16 protein-coding genes are annotated in these 20,076 nt (G+C 69.1%); 9 read left to right on the top strand and 7 right to left on the bottom strand.

The genetic code is table 11. From position 1 onward, the window contains the following. Positions 1-24: 24 nt before the first annotated feature. Together Amac_RS22070 and typA are read right to left on the bottom strand one after the other, a co-directional pair. Positions 25-636, bottom strand: coding sequence for a superoxide dismutase family protein (locus Amac_RS22070; protein WP_155356287.1), 612 nt, complete (start codon positions 634-636; stop codon positions 25-27). 160 nt (positions 637-796) lie between these two features. Continuing rightward, positions 797-2,650 carry a translational GTPase TypA gene (typA, locus tag Amac_RS22065; protein WP_155356286.1) on the bottom strand — a complete coding sequence of 618 codons (1,854 nt, stop codon included), beginning with the start codon at positions 2,648-2,650 and terminating at the stop codon, positions 797-799. 208 nt (positions 2,651-2,858) lie between these two features. Here typA and Amac_RS22060 point away from each other — a divergent pair, with 208 nt between their 5' ends. Beyond that, entirely contained in the window at positions 2,859-3,593 is a 735-nt protein-coding gene (locus Amac_RS22060) for an alpha/beta hydrolase (RefSeq protein ID WP_155356378.1), read from the top strand. Positions 3,594-3,697: 104 nt separating this feature from the next. Here Amac_RS22060 and Amac_RS22055 read toward each other — a convergent pair whose 3' ends face one another. Next, complete coding sequence (locus tag Amac_RS22055) at positions 3,698-5,134, bottom strand: aldehyde dehydrogenase (protein WP_155356285.1); 1,437 nt, start codon at positions 5,132-5,134, stop codon at positions 3,698-3,700. Positions 5,135-5,353: 219 nt separating this feature from the next. On the opposite strand from Amac_RS22055, the gene Amac_RS22050 reads away from it, so the two are divergent. Beyond that, positions 5,354-6,238: a coiled-coil domain-containing protein gene (locus Amac_RS22050; protein ID WP_155356284.1), complete on the top strand. Its 885-nt coding sequence runs from the start codon at positions 5,354-5,356 to the stop codon at positions 6,236-6,238. A gap of 22 nt (positions 6,239-6,260) precedes the next feature. Here the strand turns inward: Amac_RS22050 and Amac_RS22045 are convergent, their stop codons facing one another. Continuing rightward, positions 6,261-6,794, bottom strand: coding sequence for a hypothetical protein (locus Amac_RS22045; RefSeq protein WP_155356283.1), 534 nt, complete (start codon positions 6,792-6,794; stop codon positions 6,261-6,263). A 205-nt stretch (positions 6,795-6,999) separates the two neighbouring features. Here Amac_RS22045 and Amac_RS22040 point away from each other — a divergent pair, with 205 nt between their 5' ends. Continuing rightward, positions 7,000-9,039 carry a hypothetical protein gene (locus Amac_RS22040; RefSeq protein ID WP_155356282.1) on the top strand — a complete coding sequence of 680 codons (2,040 nt, stop codon included), beginning with the start codon at positions 7,000-7,002 and terminating at the stop codon, positions 9,037-9,039. Here the strand turns inward: Amac_RS22040 and Amac_RS22035 are convergent. Further along, positions 9,026-9,502 carry a hypothetical protein gene (locus Amac_RS22035; RefSeq protein WP_155356281.1) on the bottom strand — a complete coding sequence of 159 codons (477 nt, stop codon included), beginning with the start codon at positions 9,500-9,502 and terminating at the stop codon, positions 9,026-9,028. The two genes, Amac_RS22040 and Amac_RS22035, sit on opposite strands and share 14 nt — an antisense overlap. Before the next feature lie 94 nt (positions 9,503-9,596). Here Amac_RS22035 and Amac_RS22030 point away from each other — a divergent pair, with 94 nt between their 5' ends. Further along, the gene (locus Amac_RS22030) at positions 9,597-9,887 is read left to right on the top strand and encodes a hypothetical protein (RefSeq protein WP_155356280.1); all 291 of its coding nucleotides are present in this window, start codon (positions 9,597-9,599) and stop codon (positions 9,885-9,887) included. 171 nt (positions 9,888-10,058) lie between these two features. On the opposite strand, the gene Amac_RS22025 is transcribed toward Amac_RS22030, so the two are convergent. After that, positions 10,059-11,351, bottom strand: coding sequence for a GH1 family beta-glucosidase (locus tag Amac_RS22025; protein ID WP_155356279.1), 1,293 nt, complete (start codon positions 11,349-11,351; stop codon positions 10,059-10,061). Between the two features lie 67 nt (positions 11,352-11,418). Here Amac_RS22025 and Amac_RS22020 point away from each other — a divergent pair, with 67 nt between their 5' ends. The 3 genes from Amac_RS22020 (at position 11,419) to Amac_RS22010 (ending at position 14,149) form a co-directional block, all read left to right on the top strand. Next, a complete protein-coding gene (locus Amac_RS22020; RefSeq protein WP_155356278.1) occupies positions 11,419-12,072 on the top strand; it encodes a TetR/AcrR family transcriptional regulator in 654 nt (217 codons plus the stop codon). 199 nt (positions 12,073-12,271) lie between these two features. Beyond that, on the top strand, positions 12,272-12,649 hold the full coding sequence (locus Amac_RS22015) for a MerR family transcriptional regulator (RefSeq protein ID WP_155356277.1): 378 nt from the start codon (positions 12,272-12,274) through the stop codon (positions 12,647-12,649). 81 nt (positions 12,650-12,730) lie between these two features. Beyond that, positions 12,731-14,149, top strand: coding sequence for a peptidoglycan D,D-transpeptidase FtsI family protein (locus tag Amac_RS22010; protein WP_170322589.1), 1,419 nt, complete (start codon positions 12,731-12,733; stop codon positions 14,147-14,149). A gap of 99 nt (positions 14,150-14,248) precedes the next feature. Here the strand turns inward: Amac_RS22010 and Amac_RS22005 are convergent, their stop codons facing one another. Then, positions 14,249-16,186: an ABC transporter ATP-binding protein gene (locus Amac_RS22005; protein ID WP_155356275.1), complete on the bottom strand. Its 1,938-nt coding sequence runs from the start codon at positions 16,184-16,186 to the stop codon at positions 14,249-14,251. Between the two features lie 179 nt (positions 16,187-16,365). Here Amac_RS22005 and Amac_RS22000 point away from each other — a divergent pair, with 179 nt between their 5' ends. Then, the gene (locus Amac_RS22000) at positions 16,366-18,771 is read left to right on the top strand and encodes an ATP-binding protein (protein ID WP_155356274.1); all 2,406 of its coding nucleotides are present in this window, start codon (positions 16,366-16,368) and stop codon (positions 18,769-18,771) included. Between the two features lie 423 nt (positions 18,772-19,194). Beyond that, positions 19,195-19,977: an AMP-binding protein gene (locus Amac_RS21995; protein WP_155356273.1), complete on the top strand. Its 783-nt coding sequence runs from the start codon at positions 19,195-19,197 to the stop codon at positions 19,975-19,977. The last annotated feature ends 99 nt before the right edge of the window (positions 19,978-20,076 follow it).

The raw sequence follows: 20,076 nt of genomic DNA, 5'->3' as shown, positions 1-20,076 counted from the left end.
CGGGGATTGCAAATGACTTGTGTCCTACTTGGGCGCTTTGATCGGCTTAATAGCGCCGCAGGCGACACGCGGTCCCGAGTCACCCGTTTTGAGGGTGGCCTCGTCCGGGCCCTTGGGCGCGTACCGGTCGGGGATATTGGAGAAGTTGTCCGGCAGGGCGTGCACGATCACCGCGCTGCCGTCGGCGTCGGAGAGCTGGGCCGCCCGGAACCGGTCGGTGACGAACGAGGCCGACCCGGTGCCGTCCTTGCGGACCAGCAGCGGCGGCATGTCGCCGGAGTGCGAGGGATGGCTGTGCCCGCCGGGCGCGAGGTCGAGATGCCCGCCCGCGCTGAAGAACGGCGACACCTGCCCGGTCGCCGGATCGACGGATTTCGGATCGCAGAGGCCGACGGCGTGGATGTGGAAGCCGTGGTATCCGGGGGCGAGGTGGTGGACCTTGACGGTGATCCGGGATCGGGCCCCGTCCTTGCGTACCACGGCGAGCGTGCCGATCCGGGTGCCCTGCACATCCCGGATGGCGACGCGCACCGGCTTGTCGCGCTGGGACGCCTGCGCCATCGTGGCCACCCCGGCCACGCCCAAGCCGATGGCGATCGTGGCGGTCAGGACGATGTTCGTGACGCGCTGGCTCATAACTGTTGCTCTCCTCCGTCTGCGCTGGTGTCTCCTCTGTCGCACACCACAGCGCGAACGGTTCGCCGCCACGACGGGAACCCGAGCCCAGGGTTCCAACTTCCGGCGGGAAGAAAAGCGAAACGCCCGCCCCAACCGGGACGGGCGTTCCGAAGCGACCTCAGTTACCGCGCTTGGCCCTGGCCGCCGAGCGGGCACGGGTGGAGGCGTCCAGCACGACCTTGCGGATCCGGACCGTCTCCGGCGTGATCTCCACGCACTCGTCGTCCCGGATGAACTCCAGCGCCTGCTCCAGCGACAGCTGGCGCGGCGGGATCAGCGTCTCGGTCACATCGGCCGTGGAGGAGCGCATGTTGGTGAGCTTCTTCTCCTTGGTGATGTTCACATCCATGTCGTCGGAGCGCGAGTTCTCCCCGACGATCATCCCTTCGTACACTTCGGTGGTCGGGCCGACGAACAGGATGCCGCGCTCCTGCAGGTTGGTCATCGCGAACGCGGTGACCGGACCCGAGCGGTCGGCCACCAGCGAGCCGTTGGCCCGGGTGCGCAGCTCCCCGAACCACGGCTCGTAGGCGTCGAAGACGTGGTGCACCAGACCGGTGCCCCGGGTCTCGGTCAGGAACTCGGTCCGGAAGCCGATCAGGCCGCGGGCCGGGACCACGAACTCCATCCGGATCCAGCCGGTGCCGTGGTTGGTCATGTGCTCCATCCGGCCCTTGCGGACCGCCAGCAGCTGGGTGACCGCGCCCAGATACTCCTCCGGGCAGTCCACGGTGAGGCGCTCGACGGGCTCGTGCCGCTTGCCGTCGATCTCCTTGGTGACCACCTGCGGCTTGCCGACGGTCAGCTCGTAGCCCTCCCGGCGCATCTGCTCGACCAGGATGGCCAGCGCCAGCTCGCCGCGGCCCTGCACCTCCCAGGTGTCCGGGCGCTCGGTCGGCAGGATGCGCAGCGACACGTTGCCGACCAGCTCCCGGTCCAGCCGGTCCTTGACCATCCGGGCGGTGACCTTGGAGCCCTTGACCCGGCCGACCAGCGGCGAGGTGTTGGTGCCGATGGTCATGGAGATGGCCGGCTCGTCCACCGTGATCAGCGGCAGCGGGCGCGGGTCCTCCGGGTCGGCCAGGGTCTCGCCGATCATGATCTCCGGGATGCCGGCGATGGCGATGATGTCGCCGGGGCCCGCCTGCTCGGCCGGCTTGCGCTCCAGCGCGTCGGTCATCAGCAGCTCGGTGATCTTCACCCGCTGGATGCTGCCGTCGGTGCGGCACCAGGCCACCTGCTGGCCCTTCTTGATCGTGCCGTGGTGCACCCGGCAGAGCGCGATCCGGCCCAGGTAGCTGGAGGCGTCCAGGTTGGTGACGTGGGCCTGCAGCGGCGCGGACGGGTCGTAGGTGGGGGCCGGGATGGTCTTGTAGATCGTCTCGAAGAGCGGCTCAAGGTCATCGGAGTCGGGCATGCCGCCGTCCTCGGGCCGGTTCAGCGAGGCGCGGCCGGCCTTGGCCGAGGCATACACGATCGGGAAGTCGATCTGCTCCTCGGTGGCGTCCAGATCGATGAAGAGCTCGTAGACCTCGTCCACGACCTCCTTGATCCGGGCGTCGGGCCGGTCCACCTTGTTGATGCACAGGATGACCGGCATCTTCCCCTCGAACGCCTTGCGCAGCACGAAGCGGGTCTGCGGCAGCGGGCCCTCGGAGGCGTCCACCAGCAGCACCACGCCGTCCACCATGGACAGGCCGCGCTCGACCTCGCCGCCGAAGTCGGCGTGGCCGGGCGTGTCGATGATGTTGAGGGTGCGGCCGCCGTGCTTGACCGCCGTGTTCTTCGCGAGAATGGTGATCCCCTTCTCGCGCTCTAGGTCGTTGGAGTCCATGACACGCTCGTCGACGTCCTGGTTGGCGCGGAACGCCCCGGACTGCCAGAGCATGGCGTCCACCAGCGTGGTCTTGCCATGGTCGACGTGCGCGATGATCGCGAGGTTCCGCAGGTCGTCGCGGCTGTTCAAAGGCATAGTGGAGTCTCGCTCTGGTTCGTCGGGGCTGTCGTCCGCGTCCCGGACTTTGCGGCGAGACGCTCCTGCCGCGAGAGTGCGGCCTTCCTATTTTAGTTGATCCGTGTTACCACGATGCGCCCGGGAAACCCTGACCTCCACTGGACGCTGCATATAACCAGCCATCCGTAACCTTGGGAGGGTGGTGATCACACCTGTTTACGGCGCCATGCTGCGCACCTCCGACGGGGTCAGAATCGACGCCGGGCACCTGCCCGGCCCGATGGGGAGCACCGGCGAGCTGGGCATCGTGCTCGCCCACGGTTTCACCGGCTCGTGGCGCTCTCCGGCCACCCGCCGCATCGCCGCCGTCCTGGCCAGGTACGGCGGGGTGCTGGCCATCGACTTCCGCGGCCACGGCCGCTCCTCGGGCCTGTCCACCGTCGGCGACCTGGAGGTCCTCGACCTGGACGCCGCCGTACGGCATGCCCGCACCGCCTACCGGCGTGTCGTCACCGTGGGCTTCTCCATGGGCGCGGCGGTGGCCCTGCGGCACGCCGCGCTGCACGGCGGGGTGGACGCGGTGGTCGCGGTGAGCGGCCCGGCCCGCTGGTACTACCGGGGCACCAGGCCGATGCGCCAGGTGCACTGGGCGATCGAGCACCCGGCCGGCCGGCTCGCGGCCCGGCTGGCCAAACGCACCAGGATCGCGGTCGGCCGCTGGGATCCGATCCCGCTGGCGCCGTACGAGGCCGCGGCCATGATCGCGCCTACGCCGCTGCTGATCGTGCACGGGGACGCGGACACGTTTTTCCCGCTGGAACACCCCAACGAGCTCTTCGAGGCCGCCCAGCACCCCAAGGAGCTCTGGATCGAGCGGGGTTACGGACATGCGGAGTCGGCCGCGACGCCGGATCTGATCCGCCGAATTGGTCGGTGGACCGCGCGAACCAAAATGGAATAACGGGCGTCTACCACAGGGGGATGTAATTCGCCCAGCGTCGCGGGGGCGCGCTGGGCGTCCTTCCGGTCCGGTACGGGTTCCCGTACCGGACCGGACAGGAACCTCTAACCGAGGCGCGCGATGCTCTTGTACTCCAGGTAGGCCGCCAGGCCCTCGGGGCCGAGTTCGCGGCCGAGACCGCTGGCCTTGTAGCCGCCGAACGGCGTGCCCGGCTCCATAGTGTTCATCATGTTGACGCCATATGTTCCCGTGCGCACCCGGCGGGCCACGTCCATGCCGTGGTCGGCGTCGGCGGTCCAGACGCTGCCGGACAGGCCGTAGTCGCTGTCGTTGGCGATGCGGACGGCGTCGGCCTCGTCGTCGTACGGGATCACGGTGAGGACCGGGCCGAAGATCTCCTCGCGGGCGATGCGCATGTCGTTGGCGGCGTTGGCGAAGACGGTGGGGGAGACGTACCAGCCGCGGTCGAAGGGGCGGTCCAGGCCGCCGACGACGGCTTTGGCGCCCTCGTCGAGGCCGATCCTGATGTAGTTCTCGACGCGTTCCTGCTGGCGTTTGGCCACCATCGGGCCGATCGCGGTGGCCGGGTCGCCGGGGTCGCCGACGGTCTGGCCGGTCACCATCTCGGCCACCGCCTGGACCACCTCGTCGTACCGGCTGTGGGAGGCCAGGATGCGGGTCTGGGCGACGCAGGCCTGGCCGCTGTTGAGCAGGGAGGCGATGGACAGGAAGCCCATCGCCGAGGGCAGGTCGCAGTCGTCCAGGATGATCGCGGCGGACTTGCCGCCGAGTTCGAGGCTGCAGCGTTTGAGCTGCTCGCCGCAGATCGCGCCGATCCGGCGGCCGGCGGCGGTGGAGCCGGTGAAGGCGACCTTGTCCACGCCCGGGTGGGCGACCAGGTGCTCCCCGGCCTCCCGGCCGGCCGCGACGATGCTGACGACACCGTCGGGGATCCCGGCTTCCTTGATCATCTCGCCGAGCAGGTAGCCGTCCAGCGGGGTCTCCGGCGCGGGCTTGATCACCACCGTGCAGCCCGCGATGAGCGCGGGGGCCAGCTTGGTCATGATGACGAACTGCGGGACGTTCCACGGCACGATGGCGGCCACCACGCCCACCGGCTCGCGGCGCACGGTGACCGGGCCGAACATGCCGGGGCGCTGGTCCTCGACCTCGAAGGTCTGGCCCAGCTGGGCGAAGTACTGCAGCATGCCGAGCGGCTGCGGCGCCTGGGCGAGCTGCGAGAACGTGATCGGGCTGCCCATCTCCAGGGTGATGATGTCGGCGATCTCGGCCTGGCGGGCGGCGTACACCTCGGCCAGCCTGGCGACCACGGCGGCGCGCTCCGGCATGGTCATCCGTGGCCAGGGGCCGTGGTCGAAGGCCGTGCGGGCGGCGGCCACCGCGCGGTCCATGTCCGCCGGGGTGCCGTCCGGGACCCGGGCGATGATCTCCTCGGTGTGCGGGGAGATAACCTCGATCGTCCCGGTGCTCGCGGGGGCCACCCAGTCGCCCCCGATGAACAGCGTGTCGTGCTGGAGCATTGCTCTGCCTCCCGCGGCTGCCTGAACGAGTGCTTGCTTGGATAGTCTTCTCGCTCGCGTCGGCCCCGACAACCCCCCAGACCGAACCATGTTCTGGCCGCACCGGCGGGGTTCCAAATTGGTAGATACTTCGTCAAAGGCGCACGAGTTCCCCCGTTCCGGTGGCAGTGACCAAGATCAGCTTCTATAGTTTCGGTCCGTCTGGGAGGGGAGGTTGGGTTGCGACGCTGGTCGGGCTCTGCGCTTATCGCGGTCGGCCTGTTCGGCATGTTCGCGCTGCCCTCGTCCGTGACCGCGGAACCGGACCGGCAGGCCCAACTGCGCAAGCTCACCAAGGACGCGGCCGCGCTGGCCAAGGCGTACCGCGGGGAGATCGCCAGTCTGGACGACACCCGCAAGGCCGCCGAGCGGGCCGACGCGCGGGTCAAGAAGCTCAAGGCCGACCTGATCACGGCCGAGCAGAAGGTCGCGCAGTTCGCGCAGACCGCCTACATGGGCGGCGGGTTCGACAGCGCGCAGATCTTCAGCATGCAGTCGGACCTGAGCTCGGTGGCCACCCTGGCCTACCTCAACGACTCCAAGACCGAGCGGCTCAACAACGTCACCCGGCTGATCGCCGAGCAGAAGAAGGCCGCCGAAGCCGCCGACCAGCGGGTGGATCAGCTCAAGAAGGACATCAAGGAGCTGCAGGGCAAGCAGCGCGAGGTCGAGAAGCTGCTGGCCAAGTTCGGCTTCCAGACCCCCGACGCCGGGACCGGGCTCACATCGCGCATGGTCTCCATCCGCAACCTGATCATGCAGAACTTCCCGATGCCGTTCGGTGTCGGCTGCTTCCGGGCGGGTGACTCCGGCGAGCACGGCAAGGGCCGGGCCTGCGACTTCATGATCAGCACAGGCGGCCGGATGCCGGACGCCTCCGCCAAGGCCCGCGGCGACGCGCTGGCCCAGTGGTGTGTGGCCAATGGGCGGCGGCTCGGGATCATGTACATCATCTGGCAGCAGAAGTACTACGACATCCGGACCGGGGCCGCGCCCAAGATGATGGCCAACCGGGGCAGCAACACCGCCAACCACTACGACCACGTGCACGTGTCGGTGCTCTGATCTGCTGGTTGAGGTTGAGGTTCTAAAATGGATGGCCGTAGAAAGAATTACGCGGACGCGGAGTTTGTAACCAGAGGCACTGGGTCTCGCCTCGTGCGAAGTACGTGCCGTTCGCTGTCGACTCCAGCAGAATGACCGTCTTCGTGGGCTCGTTTTCCAGGCGGAATGTCGTGTCTGAGCTATCGGTGATGTCGTAGTCGGCGATTCTGAGCATAACGCCTAACATTCTGTTGTTCAGAAGGTCGGGTGGGTGCTTCGGATCGGAATCCAGACCGGTGGCGGCGAAGGTGCGTTTGAATTTGTCGTCCCCGCAGGGAATGTCGCTACCGCCAGGGTCGGTGACCTGGACGTTTCGCGCGAACACCTCGTCGAAAAGCTCAAGAATGTGATTCTTGAGAGCCGCGCCCGCTTCGGCTGCCGTTGGGTCCGGCTCCTTTTCACCCTCGACGGAGACCAGCGCGGGCAGCACGATCAGCATGAGCGCCAGGAGCGCCGCGCTGAGGCGCAGGAGAGGGTTACGGTTGTAACGGAGAAAGCTACGGTTGAAACGCAGCATCGACTACCCTCCAAAGAACTGGCCGTCTGAGCGCCATCTCATATCCAGCGGGTCTCGCTTCTTAGCGTGTGTGCCGCCATCAGGCAGGCGTTCCACCAATGATCAGCTTGGCCAAGCGACTCCATACGATCGTGAGGTATAAGAGCCTCAGACCAATGTGTCACTAAACCTTCACGCCCGACCACAGGTCGCCGATGATGGACGCATGGCAGAGAAGCCCTCTGTTCCACCGGGGACCGGACCGCTCGCGCCGGAGTTCTCCGGGATCGACCCGGCGTTGATGAACAGCTTCATCACTGAGTTGGAACGGGCCGGTCAGGTCATCGCCGAGCAGGCCGAGAACATCCGCCGGGAGCTGGCCGCTGTCGACCTGCCCGCGGCCGGGCTCGCGCCGATCCGGGAGATCGGCGGCTGGGCTGAACAGCAACTGCCCCGGCTGCGGCAACGGGTGGCGGCCATCACCGCTCCCGTGCCCGGGCTCCTTGGCATCATGTCCAGTCCCGGCCTGCGACCGTATCGGGAAGCGTCGCTGCTGACTCCCGCCGAAGCACAGCGCCTGGGCACCGACCTAGGCAGGCGATTTGAGGCCATCAATCCAGATGAGTTCAGTTTGGTCGGACCGTATGCCTCCGACCGGATAGCTGCGGTCCTCGACGAGCTGGAGGCGCATCAGCATGATGCGGTCTTCACCGCCGCGTTCTTCGCCGCTCTCGGCCCGGCCGGGACCCGTAAGGTGCTCCCGGCGTTGTGGCGGCTGCCGGAGGAGGATCGGCCAGAGGCCCGGCGCGCGCTTGGTACGGCTTTCGCCACCGCGGTCAGCGGCGGGGCGAAGGTTCCCGGGTTCGCAGCGGTGATCAAAGCCGTGGAGGACATCAAGGCGGAAGACGCCGAGGGCATGGAGGCGCTCGCCACCCTGCTCAGCCATGGCAACTACCCGGATGTATGGCTGGCCGAACTCGTCACACCCGCCCTGCGACCCGACAGCCGGATCAGCGGCCCGACGCTGGCGGGGCTGTTCAACGCGCTGGGCAACAACCCGGCCGCGGCTCGCCTGGCGATCGGCCGGGCAGCCCGCTTGAGCCCTCTCCCCTCCCCGCCAGCGCTCCCCCTACCTTCTCTCGGCCCGCTTCCACCATCTCCGGAGGCATGGGACAAACGGCCCGAACTGGCCGCGTTCCTGAAAGGGCTCAACGAGCGAGCGAACAAGTTCCCCGAGGAGTCGGACGCCTTCGGGCGGCTGCTGGCCGCGGCCTCCGGCGCCTATGACGAGCAGGACGGCAAACACAGTAAGGAAGCGGCGTTTTTCGCCTACACCGTGATGACCACGGCCGATGAGTGGAAGTTGAACGACGCGACCCGGATACACATGGCCGAGATCGCGGGCTCCTACGCCACGGAGATCACCCTGGGCGCGAACCTCAACGATGCCGACGTGGCCAAGGACAGCGCCCTGCAGGTCGCTCCCGGCCTGTTCGAGTGGACGTCGATCCCGGGATTGCGAGGAACCTTCCGCCTGAGTCCCGAGGACACCTTCCGCTTCATGACCACCTTCGCCGGTAACGACGACGCGCGCCTTCGGTTCGACGAGAGCATGGGCGAATTCGTCCAAAGAGTTCTGCCCACGGTGTCAAACTCTGTGAAGAGCAGCGGGAATACCGACTCAATTGACAATTTGTTCAAGGCTCTGGGGAGCGTCCGGGGCGCCGAATTGGCGGCTGCCGTTCGGGTGCTCAAGCCCAAGGACGAGCGTGCAGAGAGCGTCGCAGATGCTGAGAGCACAGTCATAGGTGGCGCTATGGCGGCTCTTGGGCTAACTTATCCCCTCACGGCCATACCTATAGCTTGGACCGTGTTATCCACCGGGGTCTCCACCTATTACACCTACGGTCGGAATCCGGAGGAGAAGGTGGACGAACTCCTGGAGTCCGACGAGGCGGAGACGTTGGGGCGTCGCCACGTTATGGCTGAGCTCCTTATGAAGCAGGGATTCGCCCCGCAGACGCTTCCGGCCGGTATCATCGCCGACTCAAATGGTCATCTTCGCCCATTCGAAGATATTCTGCGGCAGCGTGCTGCGGGGGTGAGGGCTTTTGACCAATGGATGGTTGACAACGGTATGGGGAAAGGCAACCCCCTGTCCCTGGGGGAACTGATCTCGCAGCAGGCAAATAACTTTGTCGGGAACAAAGAGGAGGCCTATGACCGTAGGGTTAATTATGCGAACACGGAGCTCACGACCGACTGAGGCACTGCGTCTCGCCCCGCACGGAGTACTTACCGTTCGCCGTGGACTCCAGCAGAATGACCGTCTTCGTGGGCTCGTTTTCCATGCGGATTGTCGCACCTGAGCTATCGGTGATGTTGTAGTCGGCGACTCCGTTCATAGCGCCTATCATGATGCTGTTCAGAATATCGGGTTTCCGCTCCGGAGCGGAATCCAGACCGCTGGCGGCGAAGGTGCGTTTGGCCCCGTCGTCCCCGCAGGGAACATCCTTACCCCCTGGGTCGGTGACCTGGATGTCGCGCGCGTGTAGTTCGTCGAAAAGCTTCAGGATGTGTGTCTTGAGGATCGCGCCCGCTTCGGCCGCCGTCGGTTCCGGTTCCCGCTGCCCGCTGTTGATCACGACCAGCGCGATCACCGCGACCAGAACGGCTGCCAGGAGCGTCGCGCCGAGTCGCAGGTAAAGGCTTCGGTTGGAACGGAGCATTGGATATCCTCCAAAGGAGCTGGCCGTCTGAGCGCACCATCTCATATGGTCCGGGAGACCGCGCAAGCTGTTCCAGGGAGAATGGGGAAACGTTATGGCCCCTGAACCACAGGATATGGCGCTCAACCCCCGTAGAGAGGAATTGCTGCGAGCGCTGGCGAGGGTGCGCATGTACGCGGCTGGGCTGGAGGCGGCCCTGGATCCGGCACATGCGGCGTTCACCGGCAAGGCGGTCTGGGTGGGCCCGGTGGCGCGGGACTTCACCGCGGAGCTGACCGGGCGCCGGGCGCGGTTAAGGGTGCTCACCCAGCGGATCGTCGAAGACCTGGAGAATGAGCTGCGGGCCACGCCCGAGAGGGTGGCACGGCCCTCGGCCGCGTGGTGAGGGCCACCGGCCCGCGCACCTGCAACCGCTCCGCGCTCACGCAAATGCCTAACGGGACAGTAGGGCGATCAAATGCCCAACGGGACAGTAGGGCGATTGAATGTCGAACGGGGACAGTAGGGCGATTCCAATGCGTTCGCAAGACGTTCGCGCGGCTGTGCCTGGGCGCGTTCAGAAGGCGTTCTGGCTGGTGAGTATGTGGCTCCGGAACCCGTGGTAGGAGGCCTTCGGGGTTCGGACCTGGGTGTCGAAGTTCACGTGGACCAGGCCGAAACGCTGGTGGTAGCCCTCGGCCCACTCGAAATTGTCCAGTAGCGACCAGGCGAAATAGCCGCGGACGTCGACGCCCTCGGTTTGGGCTTGGCGCAGGGCTTTTAGGTGTCCGTGCAGGTAGTCGATGCGGAACTGGTCGTCCAGGCCGTCGTGGGAGCAGCCGTTCTCGGTGATGTAGACGGGCGGGAGAGCGTCGTAGCGCGCCCTGAGGGAGACCAGGAGTTCGCGCAGGCCGTCGGGAACGACCGGCCAGCCGAAGGCGGTGGTGGGGTAGCCGGTGATCCCGGCGTCGTCGAACGGCAGGAAGTCGGTGCTGGGGGCGGCGATCCGGGTGGGGTTGTAGTAGTTGATTCCGAGCCCATCGAGGGGTTGCGCGATCGTTTCCAGGTCGCCGGGACGCACACCGGGCATCTCGTCGATCGCGAATGCCGACATGTCGGGGTATGTGCCGGTGAGGAGGGGATCGTTGAAGAGCCGGTTGTGCAGCACGTCGTACGCGTCGGCGGCGGCCACGTCCTCGGGCGCGTCCGAGGCCGCCCACACCGGCGTGCAGTTGTTGGTGATCATCACCTGCTCGGCTCCGGCCGCGCGCAGGGCCCGTACGGCCAGCCCGTGCCCGAGCAACTGATGATGAGCGACCGGCAGGGCCTCAAGAAACAGCGTCTTCCCCGGCGCGTGCGTCCCCAGCGCGTACCCGTACACCATGTGCACGAACGGCTCGTTCAACGTGATCCACAGCTTGACCCGATCACCCAACCGCTCCGCCACAATCGCCGCATAATCCGCGAAATATCCGGAAATATCGCGGTTCATCCAGCCGCCTTCGTCCTCCAGGGCCTGCGGCAGATCCCAGTGGAACAGCGTCAACGCCGGCGCGATCCCCTTCGCGCACAGCCCGTCCACCAGCCGATCGTAGAAATCCAGCCCCTTGGCGTTCACCGCCCCCCGCCCGTACGGCAGAACCCGAGACCACGCCACCGAGAACCGGTACGCGTTGACCCCCAGCGCCGCCATCAACTCGACGTCCTCGGCCCACCGATGGTAGTGATCACAGGCCACGTCACCGGTGTGCCCATCCCGCACCCGCCCGGGCTCATGCGCGAAGGTGTCCCAGATCGAGGGACCGCGCCCGTCCTCGGCGACCGCCCCTTCGATCTGGTAGGCGGCGGTAGCCGTACCCCACAGGAACATCGGGCCTCCTGATGCGAGTGCAACTCATGTTAACCCGACCGCAATCGAACAGGTAGAGAATGGAGCAATGACAAACGCCGCCGCCGGGACGCTGCGTCGTCGCCCGGCTCAGCGCCGCAGCCTGGAACGCGTCGAGCGCATGCTCGACGAGTGCGCCCTGCTCCTGGACGAGGTGGGGTATGAGGCGCTCACGACCAAGGAGGTCGCCCGGCGTGCCGAGGTTCCCATCGGCACCTTCTACCAGTTCTTCCCGGACAAGCAAGGCCTGGTCCGGGCGCTCGCGCTGCGCAATCTGGACGCGTTCCTGAACCGGATGGCGACCCGGCTCGGCGCGACCGCCCCCGGCGACTGGACCGAGGCCGTCGACCTGGGCATCGACGAGTTCATCCGGATGAAGCGCACCATGCCCGGCTTCGGCGTGGTCGACTTCGGCGAGGTGCTGGCCGCTCCCGGCGGTCCGGCGCTGCCCGGCACCCAGCGCATGCTCGACGCGGCCCTGGAGAACAACGTCGTCGTCGCCGACCGGCTGCGCGCCCTCGTGATCGACCTGCTCGGTGCGCCCGGCAGCGACGCGCTGGCCCGCGCCCTCGTGGTGGCCGTGGAGGCCGCCGACGCGGTGCTCAAGCTGGCTTTCCGCGTGCATCCCGACGGCGACCCCGAACTGATCGCGGAGTGTAAGCGGCTGGTTCGCCGCTACTTGTCCGACCATCTCGCCGGGTAGCGCGGCGCGGCTGCGTGCTGTACTCGTCCCGGACCCAGAGTGGAAGCAGCGCGGGAGTGCTGAACCAGCCGGGACGCACAGTTGGGTAGTTCGTCATGCGCCCACTGTGCGAGCTGGAGCGCGCTCCAGGGCAAGCCCGGATTCCCGGCCGAGGTGGGCGTCTTGACCTGGAGCACACTCCAGGTGCCAGGATCGGAGTATGGCCGTATTCACACCTGGGCAGGTTTCCGAGGAGACCGGCTTCAGCCTGGACACCCTCCGCTACTACGAGCGCATCGGGCTGCTCGGCAACGTCGGGCGCAACGCCGCCGGGCAGCGCCGCTTCACCGACGGTGACGTCGGCTGGCTGAACATGATCCGCTGCCTGCGCGACACCGGCATGCCGATCGCCGAGATGCTCCGCTTCGCCGAGCTCGTACGGCAAGGCGACCACACCATCCGCGATCGGATCGAACTGCTCGAAGCCCACGACGACGGCGTCGAGCAGCAGATCGCCACCCTGCGCCGGCGGCAGGGCGCGATCCAGCACAAGATCCAGTATTACAAGGACGTGATGGCCATCCCGCAAGGCGTCTAACCGCGCTTTGCTCCGCGCGGGGACGCGCTTTCCCGGCCGCCTGTTACACCAGAACGTGTGGCAGGACCTCGCGCCAGACGTATGAACATCCCGCTGCGACGGGTCGCCGCCGTCAGCGGGGCGATGCTGTTCGCCCTGCTCGCGAACGCCAGCTACATCCAGATCTTCCAGGTCGCCGCGCTGGAGGCGGACGTGCGCAACCAGCGCGTGATGCTCGCCAAGTTCAACACCTCCCGGGGCGACCTGCTGCTCCGCGACGGCACCGTGCTCGCCACCAGCAAGGAAGTCCGCAGCCGGTACCGCTACCAGCGCGTCTATCCGGAAGGCCCGCTGTATTCGGCGGTCACCGGCTTCGTCTCGCTCTACCGGGACACCGGCGTCGAGCAGGCCGAGGACCAGGCCCTGTCCGGCAACGACCCTAGGGTCAAGGTCCGCACCCTGCTCAAGGACACCGCCCGGGGCGCGTCGGTGACGCTCACCCTCGACGCCCGCGCCCAGCGCGCCGCCTACGAGGGCCTGCGCGCCACCGGTAAACACGGCGCGGTCGTGGCCGTCGACCCGGCCACCGGCGCCATCCTGGCCATGACCTCCTTTCCCGCGTACGACCCGAATGACTTCGCCACCTTCGACCCCGAGCAGCTGGCCAGGATCGACAAGGAGCTGCAGGCCGACCCGGCCAAACCCCTGCTCAACCGGGCGACCAGCCAGAATTACCCGCCGGGCTCCGCGTTCAAGGTGGTCACCGCCGCCGCGGCGCTGGACTCCGGAAAGTACGCGCCGGGCACCCCGATCACCGCGCCGCCCCGGCTCAAGCTGCCCGGGACCAGCGTCTTCCTCGGCAACGCGGGCGGCGGGGGCTGCGGGAACGGCTCGCCGCCGCTGGCCCAGGCCTTCCAGATGTCGTGCAACACGGCGTTCGCCACGCTCGGCCTGGTGCTCGGCCAGGACGCGCTGCGCCGCCAGGCCACCGCGTTCGGGTTCGGCGACGAGAGCCTCACCGTGCCGCTCGCGGTGGTGGCCAGCCGGTATCCGGAGCGCATGGACCGGGCGCAGACCGCGATGTCGGCCATCGGCCAGTTCGACGACCGGGTGACGCCGCTGGAACTCGCGCTCATCTCGGCGGCGGTGGCCAACGACGGGGTGCTGATGCGACCCTATCTGGTGGACGAGATCCGGCTGACGGACGGCACGATGGTGAGCATGACCGATCCGGAGGAGTACCGCGAGACCATGCCGGGGCGGGTGGCCGAGCAGCTCACCGAGATGATGGTCAGCGTCACCCAGCCCGGCGGGACCGGTACGGCCGCCGCCATCCCCGGCGTCGAGGTGGCCGCCAAGACCGGCACGGCCGAGAACGACGGCTCCGACCACGCGGTCTTCACCGCCTTCGCCCCCGCCTCGCGGCCCCGGGTGGCGGTCGGGGTGCTGGTCGAGCACGGCGGCTTCGGCGGCGAGGTGGCCGCCCCGATCGCCAAGGCGGTCATCGAGGCCCTGCTGTAGCACAGCGCGGCTGGTCGGTGCCCGGCCTGGCCGCCTCGCCTTTCTTGATCGCGGTCGGACCCGGGGCCGCGCCCATGCGGCTGTCTATGGGGTGAATAGTCAGCGGCTGTAGGCGCGGGCCTGCAGGTTGTACAGATCCGCATATATGCCGTCCCCGCCGACGAGCTCGTCGTGGGTGCCCTGCTCGACCACGAGGCCGTGGTCCAGCACGTAGATCCGGTCGGCGTGCCGGACGCTGGCCAGCCGGTGGGTGATGAGCAGCACGGTCCGGCCGTCCGAATGCTGCCGGATGCGGTCGAACAGGGCGTGCTCGGCGCGGGCGTCCAGGGCGGCGGTCGGCTCGTCGCAGATCAGCAGCGGCGCGTCCCGGTAGAAGCCGCGGGCCACCGCGATCCGCTGCCACTGCCCGCCGGACAGCTCCTGGCCGTCCTTGAACCTGCGGTCCAGCAGGGTCTGGTAGCCGTTCGGCAGTTCGGCGATCACCTCGTCCGCCCCGGCCACCCCGGCTGCCCGGACCACCGCGTCCTCGCCCTTCTCCAGGCCCATGGTGATGTTGTGCCGGGCGGTCAGCGGCCACCGGGTGTGGTCCTGGGCGATCACCGCGATGTTGCTCCGGAGCAGGTGCGGTTCCACCTCGGCCAGGTCGGTGCCGTCCCAGAGCACCCGGCCGCCGGCCGGCGCGTACAACCCCGCGAGGATCTTGGACAGGGTGGTCTTGCCGGAGCCGTTCTCGCCGACCAGCGCGACCACCTCGCCCCGGTCGATGTGGATCGACACCCCGGCCAGCGCGGGGGTGTCCTTGCCCGGGTAGGTGAAGGTGACGTCGTCCACGGTGATCCGGTCGAACCCGGCCGGGGGCCGTCCCCGCTCCGCTTCCGGCGCCGACTCGTTGGCCTCGCAGAAGTCGATGAAGTCGGTGAAGTAGAGGCCGTTCTCGTAGAGCCGGTTGACCGCGTAGAGCAGGTTGGTGAGCGAGCCCTGGCCGGAGCGCACGGCCAGCACCGCCGTGCCCGCGATGGCGAGCGGGACCGCGCCGGTGGCCAGCAGCAGGCCGAGCGCGACGTAGACCAGCGCGGCGCCCGCGCCGCCGAGCGCCTCGCCGACCAGCCGGGCCACCGCCTGCCGCCGGGCCAGCTGGACCATGACGTTCTGCTCGGTCCTGGCGACCAGGTCGTAGACGCGCAGCAGGAAGCCCCGCATGGTGAAGGAGCGCACCTCGGCGGCGGTGTCCCGGTCGGCCAGCAGCTCGCTGATGATCCACTTGCGGCGGTAGGTGGGGAGCAGGGACAACATCGTGGCGTAGCGCATCCGGGCCGCGCGGACGGTGGCCCACGCGTCCGGCAGGACCGCGATCACCAGCAGCGGCAGCAGGATCGGGTGCAGCACGCCGAGCACGCCGCCCGCCGCGATCAGGCTGATCCCGGCGGTCAGCACGTCGATGGCGGAGCCGACCACCATGTCGGCCGAGCTCACCCCGCGGGATCTGGCCCGCTGCAGCGTGTCGTGGAAGTCGGGGTCGTCGAACCTGATCAGCTCGACCTTGCTGGTCAGCCCGTACAACCGTTCTTGGGCGATGCGGTCGACCTGGGGTTCCAGGCGAGCCTGGGCCCAGCCGGCGCCCGCCTGGAGCAGCGTGCGCAGCACGGCCGCCACGCCCACCAGGAGCAGGCTGGGCAGCGCGGCGCGCACCCGGTCGGGGGTGGGGCCCGCCGTGAACAGGGCCTCAAGCACGCCGGTGGTGGCCAGCAGGCCGAACGCGGTGAACACGCCCGCGAGCAGGTTGAGCACCACGGTCGCGACCGTGTCGCGCGGGCTGGCCTGCCACGCCATCCGGACCGCCTGCCCGATCAGCGCGGGCAGTCGCCTGGCGATCGTGACGAATCCGACGCCGCTCATGGTGTCGTCGTGGGCGTGCCAGTTGTGGGTGGTCAGATCGGAGAAGTCCGGCAGATCGTCTATCCTGCCCTCGTCCGGCCCCGAATCCCGATCGGATTCGGGGTCCCGTTCCCGGTTCTCTTCGAGGGGGGCGGTGGCCATGCCGTCAGTGTGGCTGCCGCCACTGACAATTCGCCATGGCATTTACGGCCGATCCTGGTGGCGGTCCAGGAATGAAACTCGGTTGCGTCTGGGCAGCTTCCCGTAGTTGGTGTAACACTGCCTGTGACGGATGCAGCCGGCGACCCCGAGGGCCGATGACTCAGACTTCGCACGCGCACGTGGGAAATCTTCCGCTGGAGCCGAACGCCTTCGTCGGCCGTGAGCCCGACGTGGCGGAGCTGGTCCAGCTGATCACGGCCACCCGGGTGGTGACCCTGAGCGGCATGGGCGGGATCGGCAAGAGCAGGCTGGCCCTGCGGGTCGCCGCCGAACTCGCCGGCGATCTGCCGGACGGCGCCTGGCTGGTGGAGTTCCCCGAGGGCACCCCGCCGGACGAGGTGGTCCGCAGGACCGCCACGATCCTGCGGGTCGAGGGGGAGCCGCGCCGGTCGCTGCGGGACACCGTGGCCGAGGTGCTGGCCGGGCGGAGGATGCTGCTCCTGCTGGACAACTGCGAGACCGTGGTCGAGGAGTGCGCGCGGCTGGTCCGGCGGCTGACCGAGGCCTGCCCCGAGGTGCGGGTGCTGGCCACCAGCCGGGAGCCGCTGCGGGTGCCCGGCGAGACCGTCTGGCGGGTGCCGCCGCTGATGTTGCCCGCCTCACCGGAGCCGGCCGACGTGTGCGACTCGGAGGCCGGGCGGCTGTTCTTGACCAGGGCCGCCGCCGCTGCCCCCGGGTTCGCGCTGACCGAGGCAAACGCCGCCGTGGTGGCCCGGCTCTGCCGCGACCTGGACGGCCTGCCGCTGGCCCTGGAACTCGCCGCCGGGATGACCCGGGTGCTGTCGATGCCGCAGCTCGTCTCCCGGCTCGGGGACCGGTTCCACCTGCTGGCGGCGGGGGACAGGACCGCGCCGCCGCGCCAGCGCACCCTGCGGGCCACGGTGGACTGGAGCTACCGGCTGCTGTCGGACCCCGAACGCCTGCTGTTACGCCGGGCCACCGCGTTCCGGGCGGGCTGGACCCTCGACATGGCCGAGCGGATCTGCTCCGGGGACGGCCTGCCGCCGCACGACGTGCTGGCCCACCTGACCGCCCTGGTGGACAAGTCCCTGGTCGTGGTGGACGGCGAGCTCGCCGGTGAGGCCCGCTACCGCCTGCTCGACACCATCCGGCAGTACGCGACCGAGCAGCTCGACGCGGCCGGCGAGGAGCAGGACGTGCGCCGCCGCCACCGGGACTACTTCTGTCACCTCGGCAGGGACTGGGAGACCGCCACCCTTGGCGTGCCCTGGCCCGACCTGAAACGCCGGGTGGACCGGCTGGAGCGGCTCCAGGGGGATCTGCGCGGCGCGGTCGAATGGTCGGCCGCGGCCGGTGACACCGATCCCATGCTCCAGGCCCTGGTCGAGATGCGCTGGGCGCTGATCGGCGCGGGCCGGTACCAGACCAAGATGATCTCCTGGCTGGACCGGCTGCTCGCCCTCGCCTCCCCGGAGCTGCCCGCGGCCACCCGCGGCCGGGCGCTGCTCCTGGCCGCCAACCTGGCGGTCAACTCCGGCGACCTGGCCGGGGCCAGGAGCCGGGCGTCACGCGGGGTCGAGCTGTGCCGGAGCGGCGGTCACCGGGGCGGGGAGGCGCTGGGCCTGATGGTGCTGGCCGTCACCGACCAGGACGACCCGGACGCGCCGGAGAAGCGGCTCGACCAGGCCGTCACCATCGGCGTCGAGATCGGCGAGCGGCTGCTGGAGGCGGAGGCGCACGGCTTCCGCGCCTTCCTGGCGCTGGGGCAGGGCAGGATCAGGGAGGCCCAGCGGGCCAGCGAGCGGGTGGTCGAGCTCACCACCGCGCTGGACAACCACCTGGGCATGGTGATCGGCCTGACCGGTCTGGCCCAGGCCGCCCGCAAGCGCGGCGACCTGGCCGCCGCCCGCCGGCACTTCACCCGCGCCATGGAGCTGCTGCGCGGGTTCGACGCCCGGCAGTCGCTGATCAGCTGCCTGGCCGGGCTCGGCACGGTGGCGCTGGAGAGCGGCGACCTGGCGGAGGCCCGCCGCCGCTTCGACGAGGCGCTGCGGCTCGGCCGGGACGCCGGGCTGCGGATGGAGACCGCCAGGCGGCTGGCCGGCTTCGCCCTGCTGTCGGCCCGCGAGGGCGACCCGCGCCGCGCGGTCCTGCTGGCCGCCGCGTCCTCCGCCCAGCGTCGTTCCGCCGGCTCCCGGCTGGAGAACGTGCTGGCGCCCGCCAGGGACGTGCTCGGCGAGGCCACGGTGGCCGCCCTCTGGGCCGAAGGGCTCGGCCTCACCCTCGACCAGGCGGTCCGGCTGGCGCTGGAAGAGGCCATGCCGGCGGCCCGGCCGGTGGTCCAGCCCGCCGCGCTCACCCCCCAGAGCACGCTCACCGCCCGCGAGCAGGAGATCGCCGAGCTGATCGCCCGCGGCCTGAGCAACCGGGCCATCGCCGACGAACTGGTGATCAGCCAGGCCACCGTGGCCCGCCACGTCGCCAACATTCTGGCCAAGCTCGGCTTCGCCTCACGCACCCAGGTGGCGACGTGGGTCGTCGAGCATGCCCGCCCGGATGTGTAGGCCTCTCAAAAGGGCGCACCTACACATGATCGGCTGATGCGAATACACCGTCGAGTGGGCATTCGTGTGGATGTGACCGCCCGGGCTCGCCGCCTAGTTTTGCGGTGTGACCGGCAGGGGGGAAGCGAACTCAGGCCGGTACGCAGGCGGATGCCTTCCGCCAAAGGGGTCCGGCAGAGGCATCTGGACACGCCGCGTGCCTCATCCAGTCGGTCGAGGTCACCTCGGAGGGGTGGAGACCCGGGCCGAGGGGCATGCGGCCGCGGGCCCGGGTCGCGCAGGACCCGGGTCCGCCCGAACAGAGAAGCCGCGGGCCTGGGTCGCGCAGGGCCCGGGTCCGCCTGAGCGGAGAGACGGCTTACACATGCGACTACATACATATGCGGATCCGCGAACCGGTCGTCGGGCCGTACCGTCCTGAACATGGAGTCGACGACTCAGCCGCTGGTCACTCAGGCGGTGTTCGGTGGCGCGCACGAGCGGGGGGATCGTCCGGCGCTGGTCGATCTGGGCGACGGCGCGGTGCTCAGCTACCGCGCGCTCGCCAGCACGGTCGTCGGGGCGGCGGCCGGGCTGGTACGGCGCGGGGCCAGCGTCGGCCAGGTCGCGGGCGTGCTGGTGGACGGGGTGGCCACCCAGCTGACCGCGCTGCACACGGTGATCGCGGCCGGCGGCGTGGCGCTCCCGCTCTGCGTGGCCGACGCGGCGGCGCTGCTGCGCTGGGACGCCCGGCTGCTGTTCACCACCCAGAAGCTGGCGCCCGCCGCGGTGGAGGCCGCCGATCATTCGCGGGTGCGCCAGGTGGTCTCGTTCGGCCCGGCGGTGGACACGATCGAGTTCGGCGCGCTGCTCGCCCTCGAACCGGTCCCGCTGCCCCGGATCTGCCCGACCGCGGGCGCGGTCCTGCTCACTGAGGAGGACCGGCTCACCCACGAGGCGTTCCTGGACGGGATGGACCGGCTGGACGACGGCGTCGGCCTGGTCGGCTCCGACGTCGTGCTGGTCACCTGGCCGCCCGGTCCCGACGCCGAGCTCGCGCTGCTGGCCAGCCTCGCCTTCAGCCGGGGCGCGCTGGTGGTGGCCCGCCCCGGCCTGGCCTCGGTGGAACTGCCCGGCGCCCTGGACGATTTCGGGGTGACGGTCACCGCCCTGGTGGACGAGCGCGAATGCCGCGTGATGCGCCGGGTCGGAGAGCGCTCTATATAGAGACGTTATCCGCACATACCTTGACGCGGGATGGTGAAGGGTGGGTTGATTGGCGTCTTGACAACGTTGTCAGTCGGGGATGACATGACCGTTTCACTA

The organism is Acrocarpospora macrocephala (assembly GCF_009687865.1).
Taxonomy (GTDB): domain Bacteria; phylum Actinomycetota; class Actinomycetes; order Streptosporangiales; family Streptosporangiaceae; genus Acrocarpospora; species Acrocarpospora macrocephala.
The sequence above is the reverse complement of the archived record's forward strand: the minus strand, read 5'-3'. Positions and strand labels throughout refer to the sequence as shown.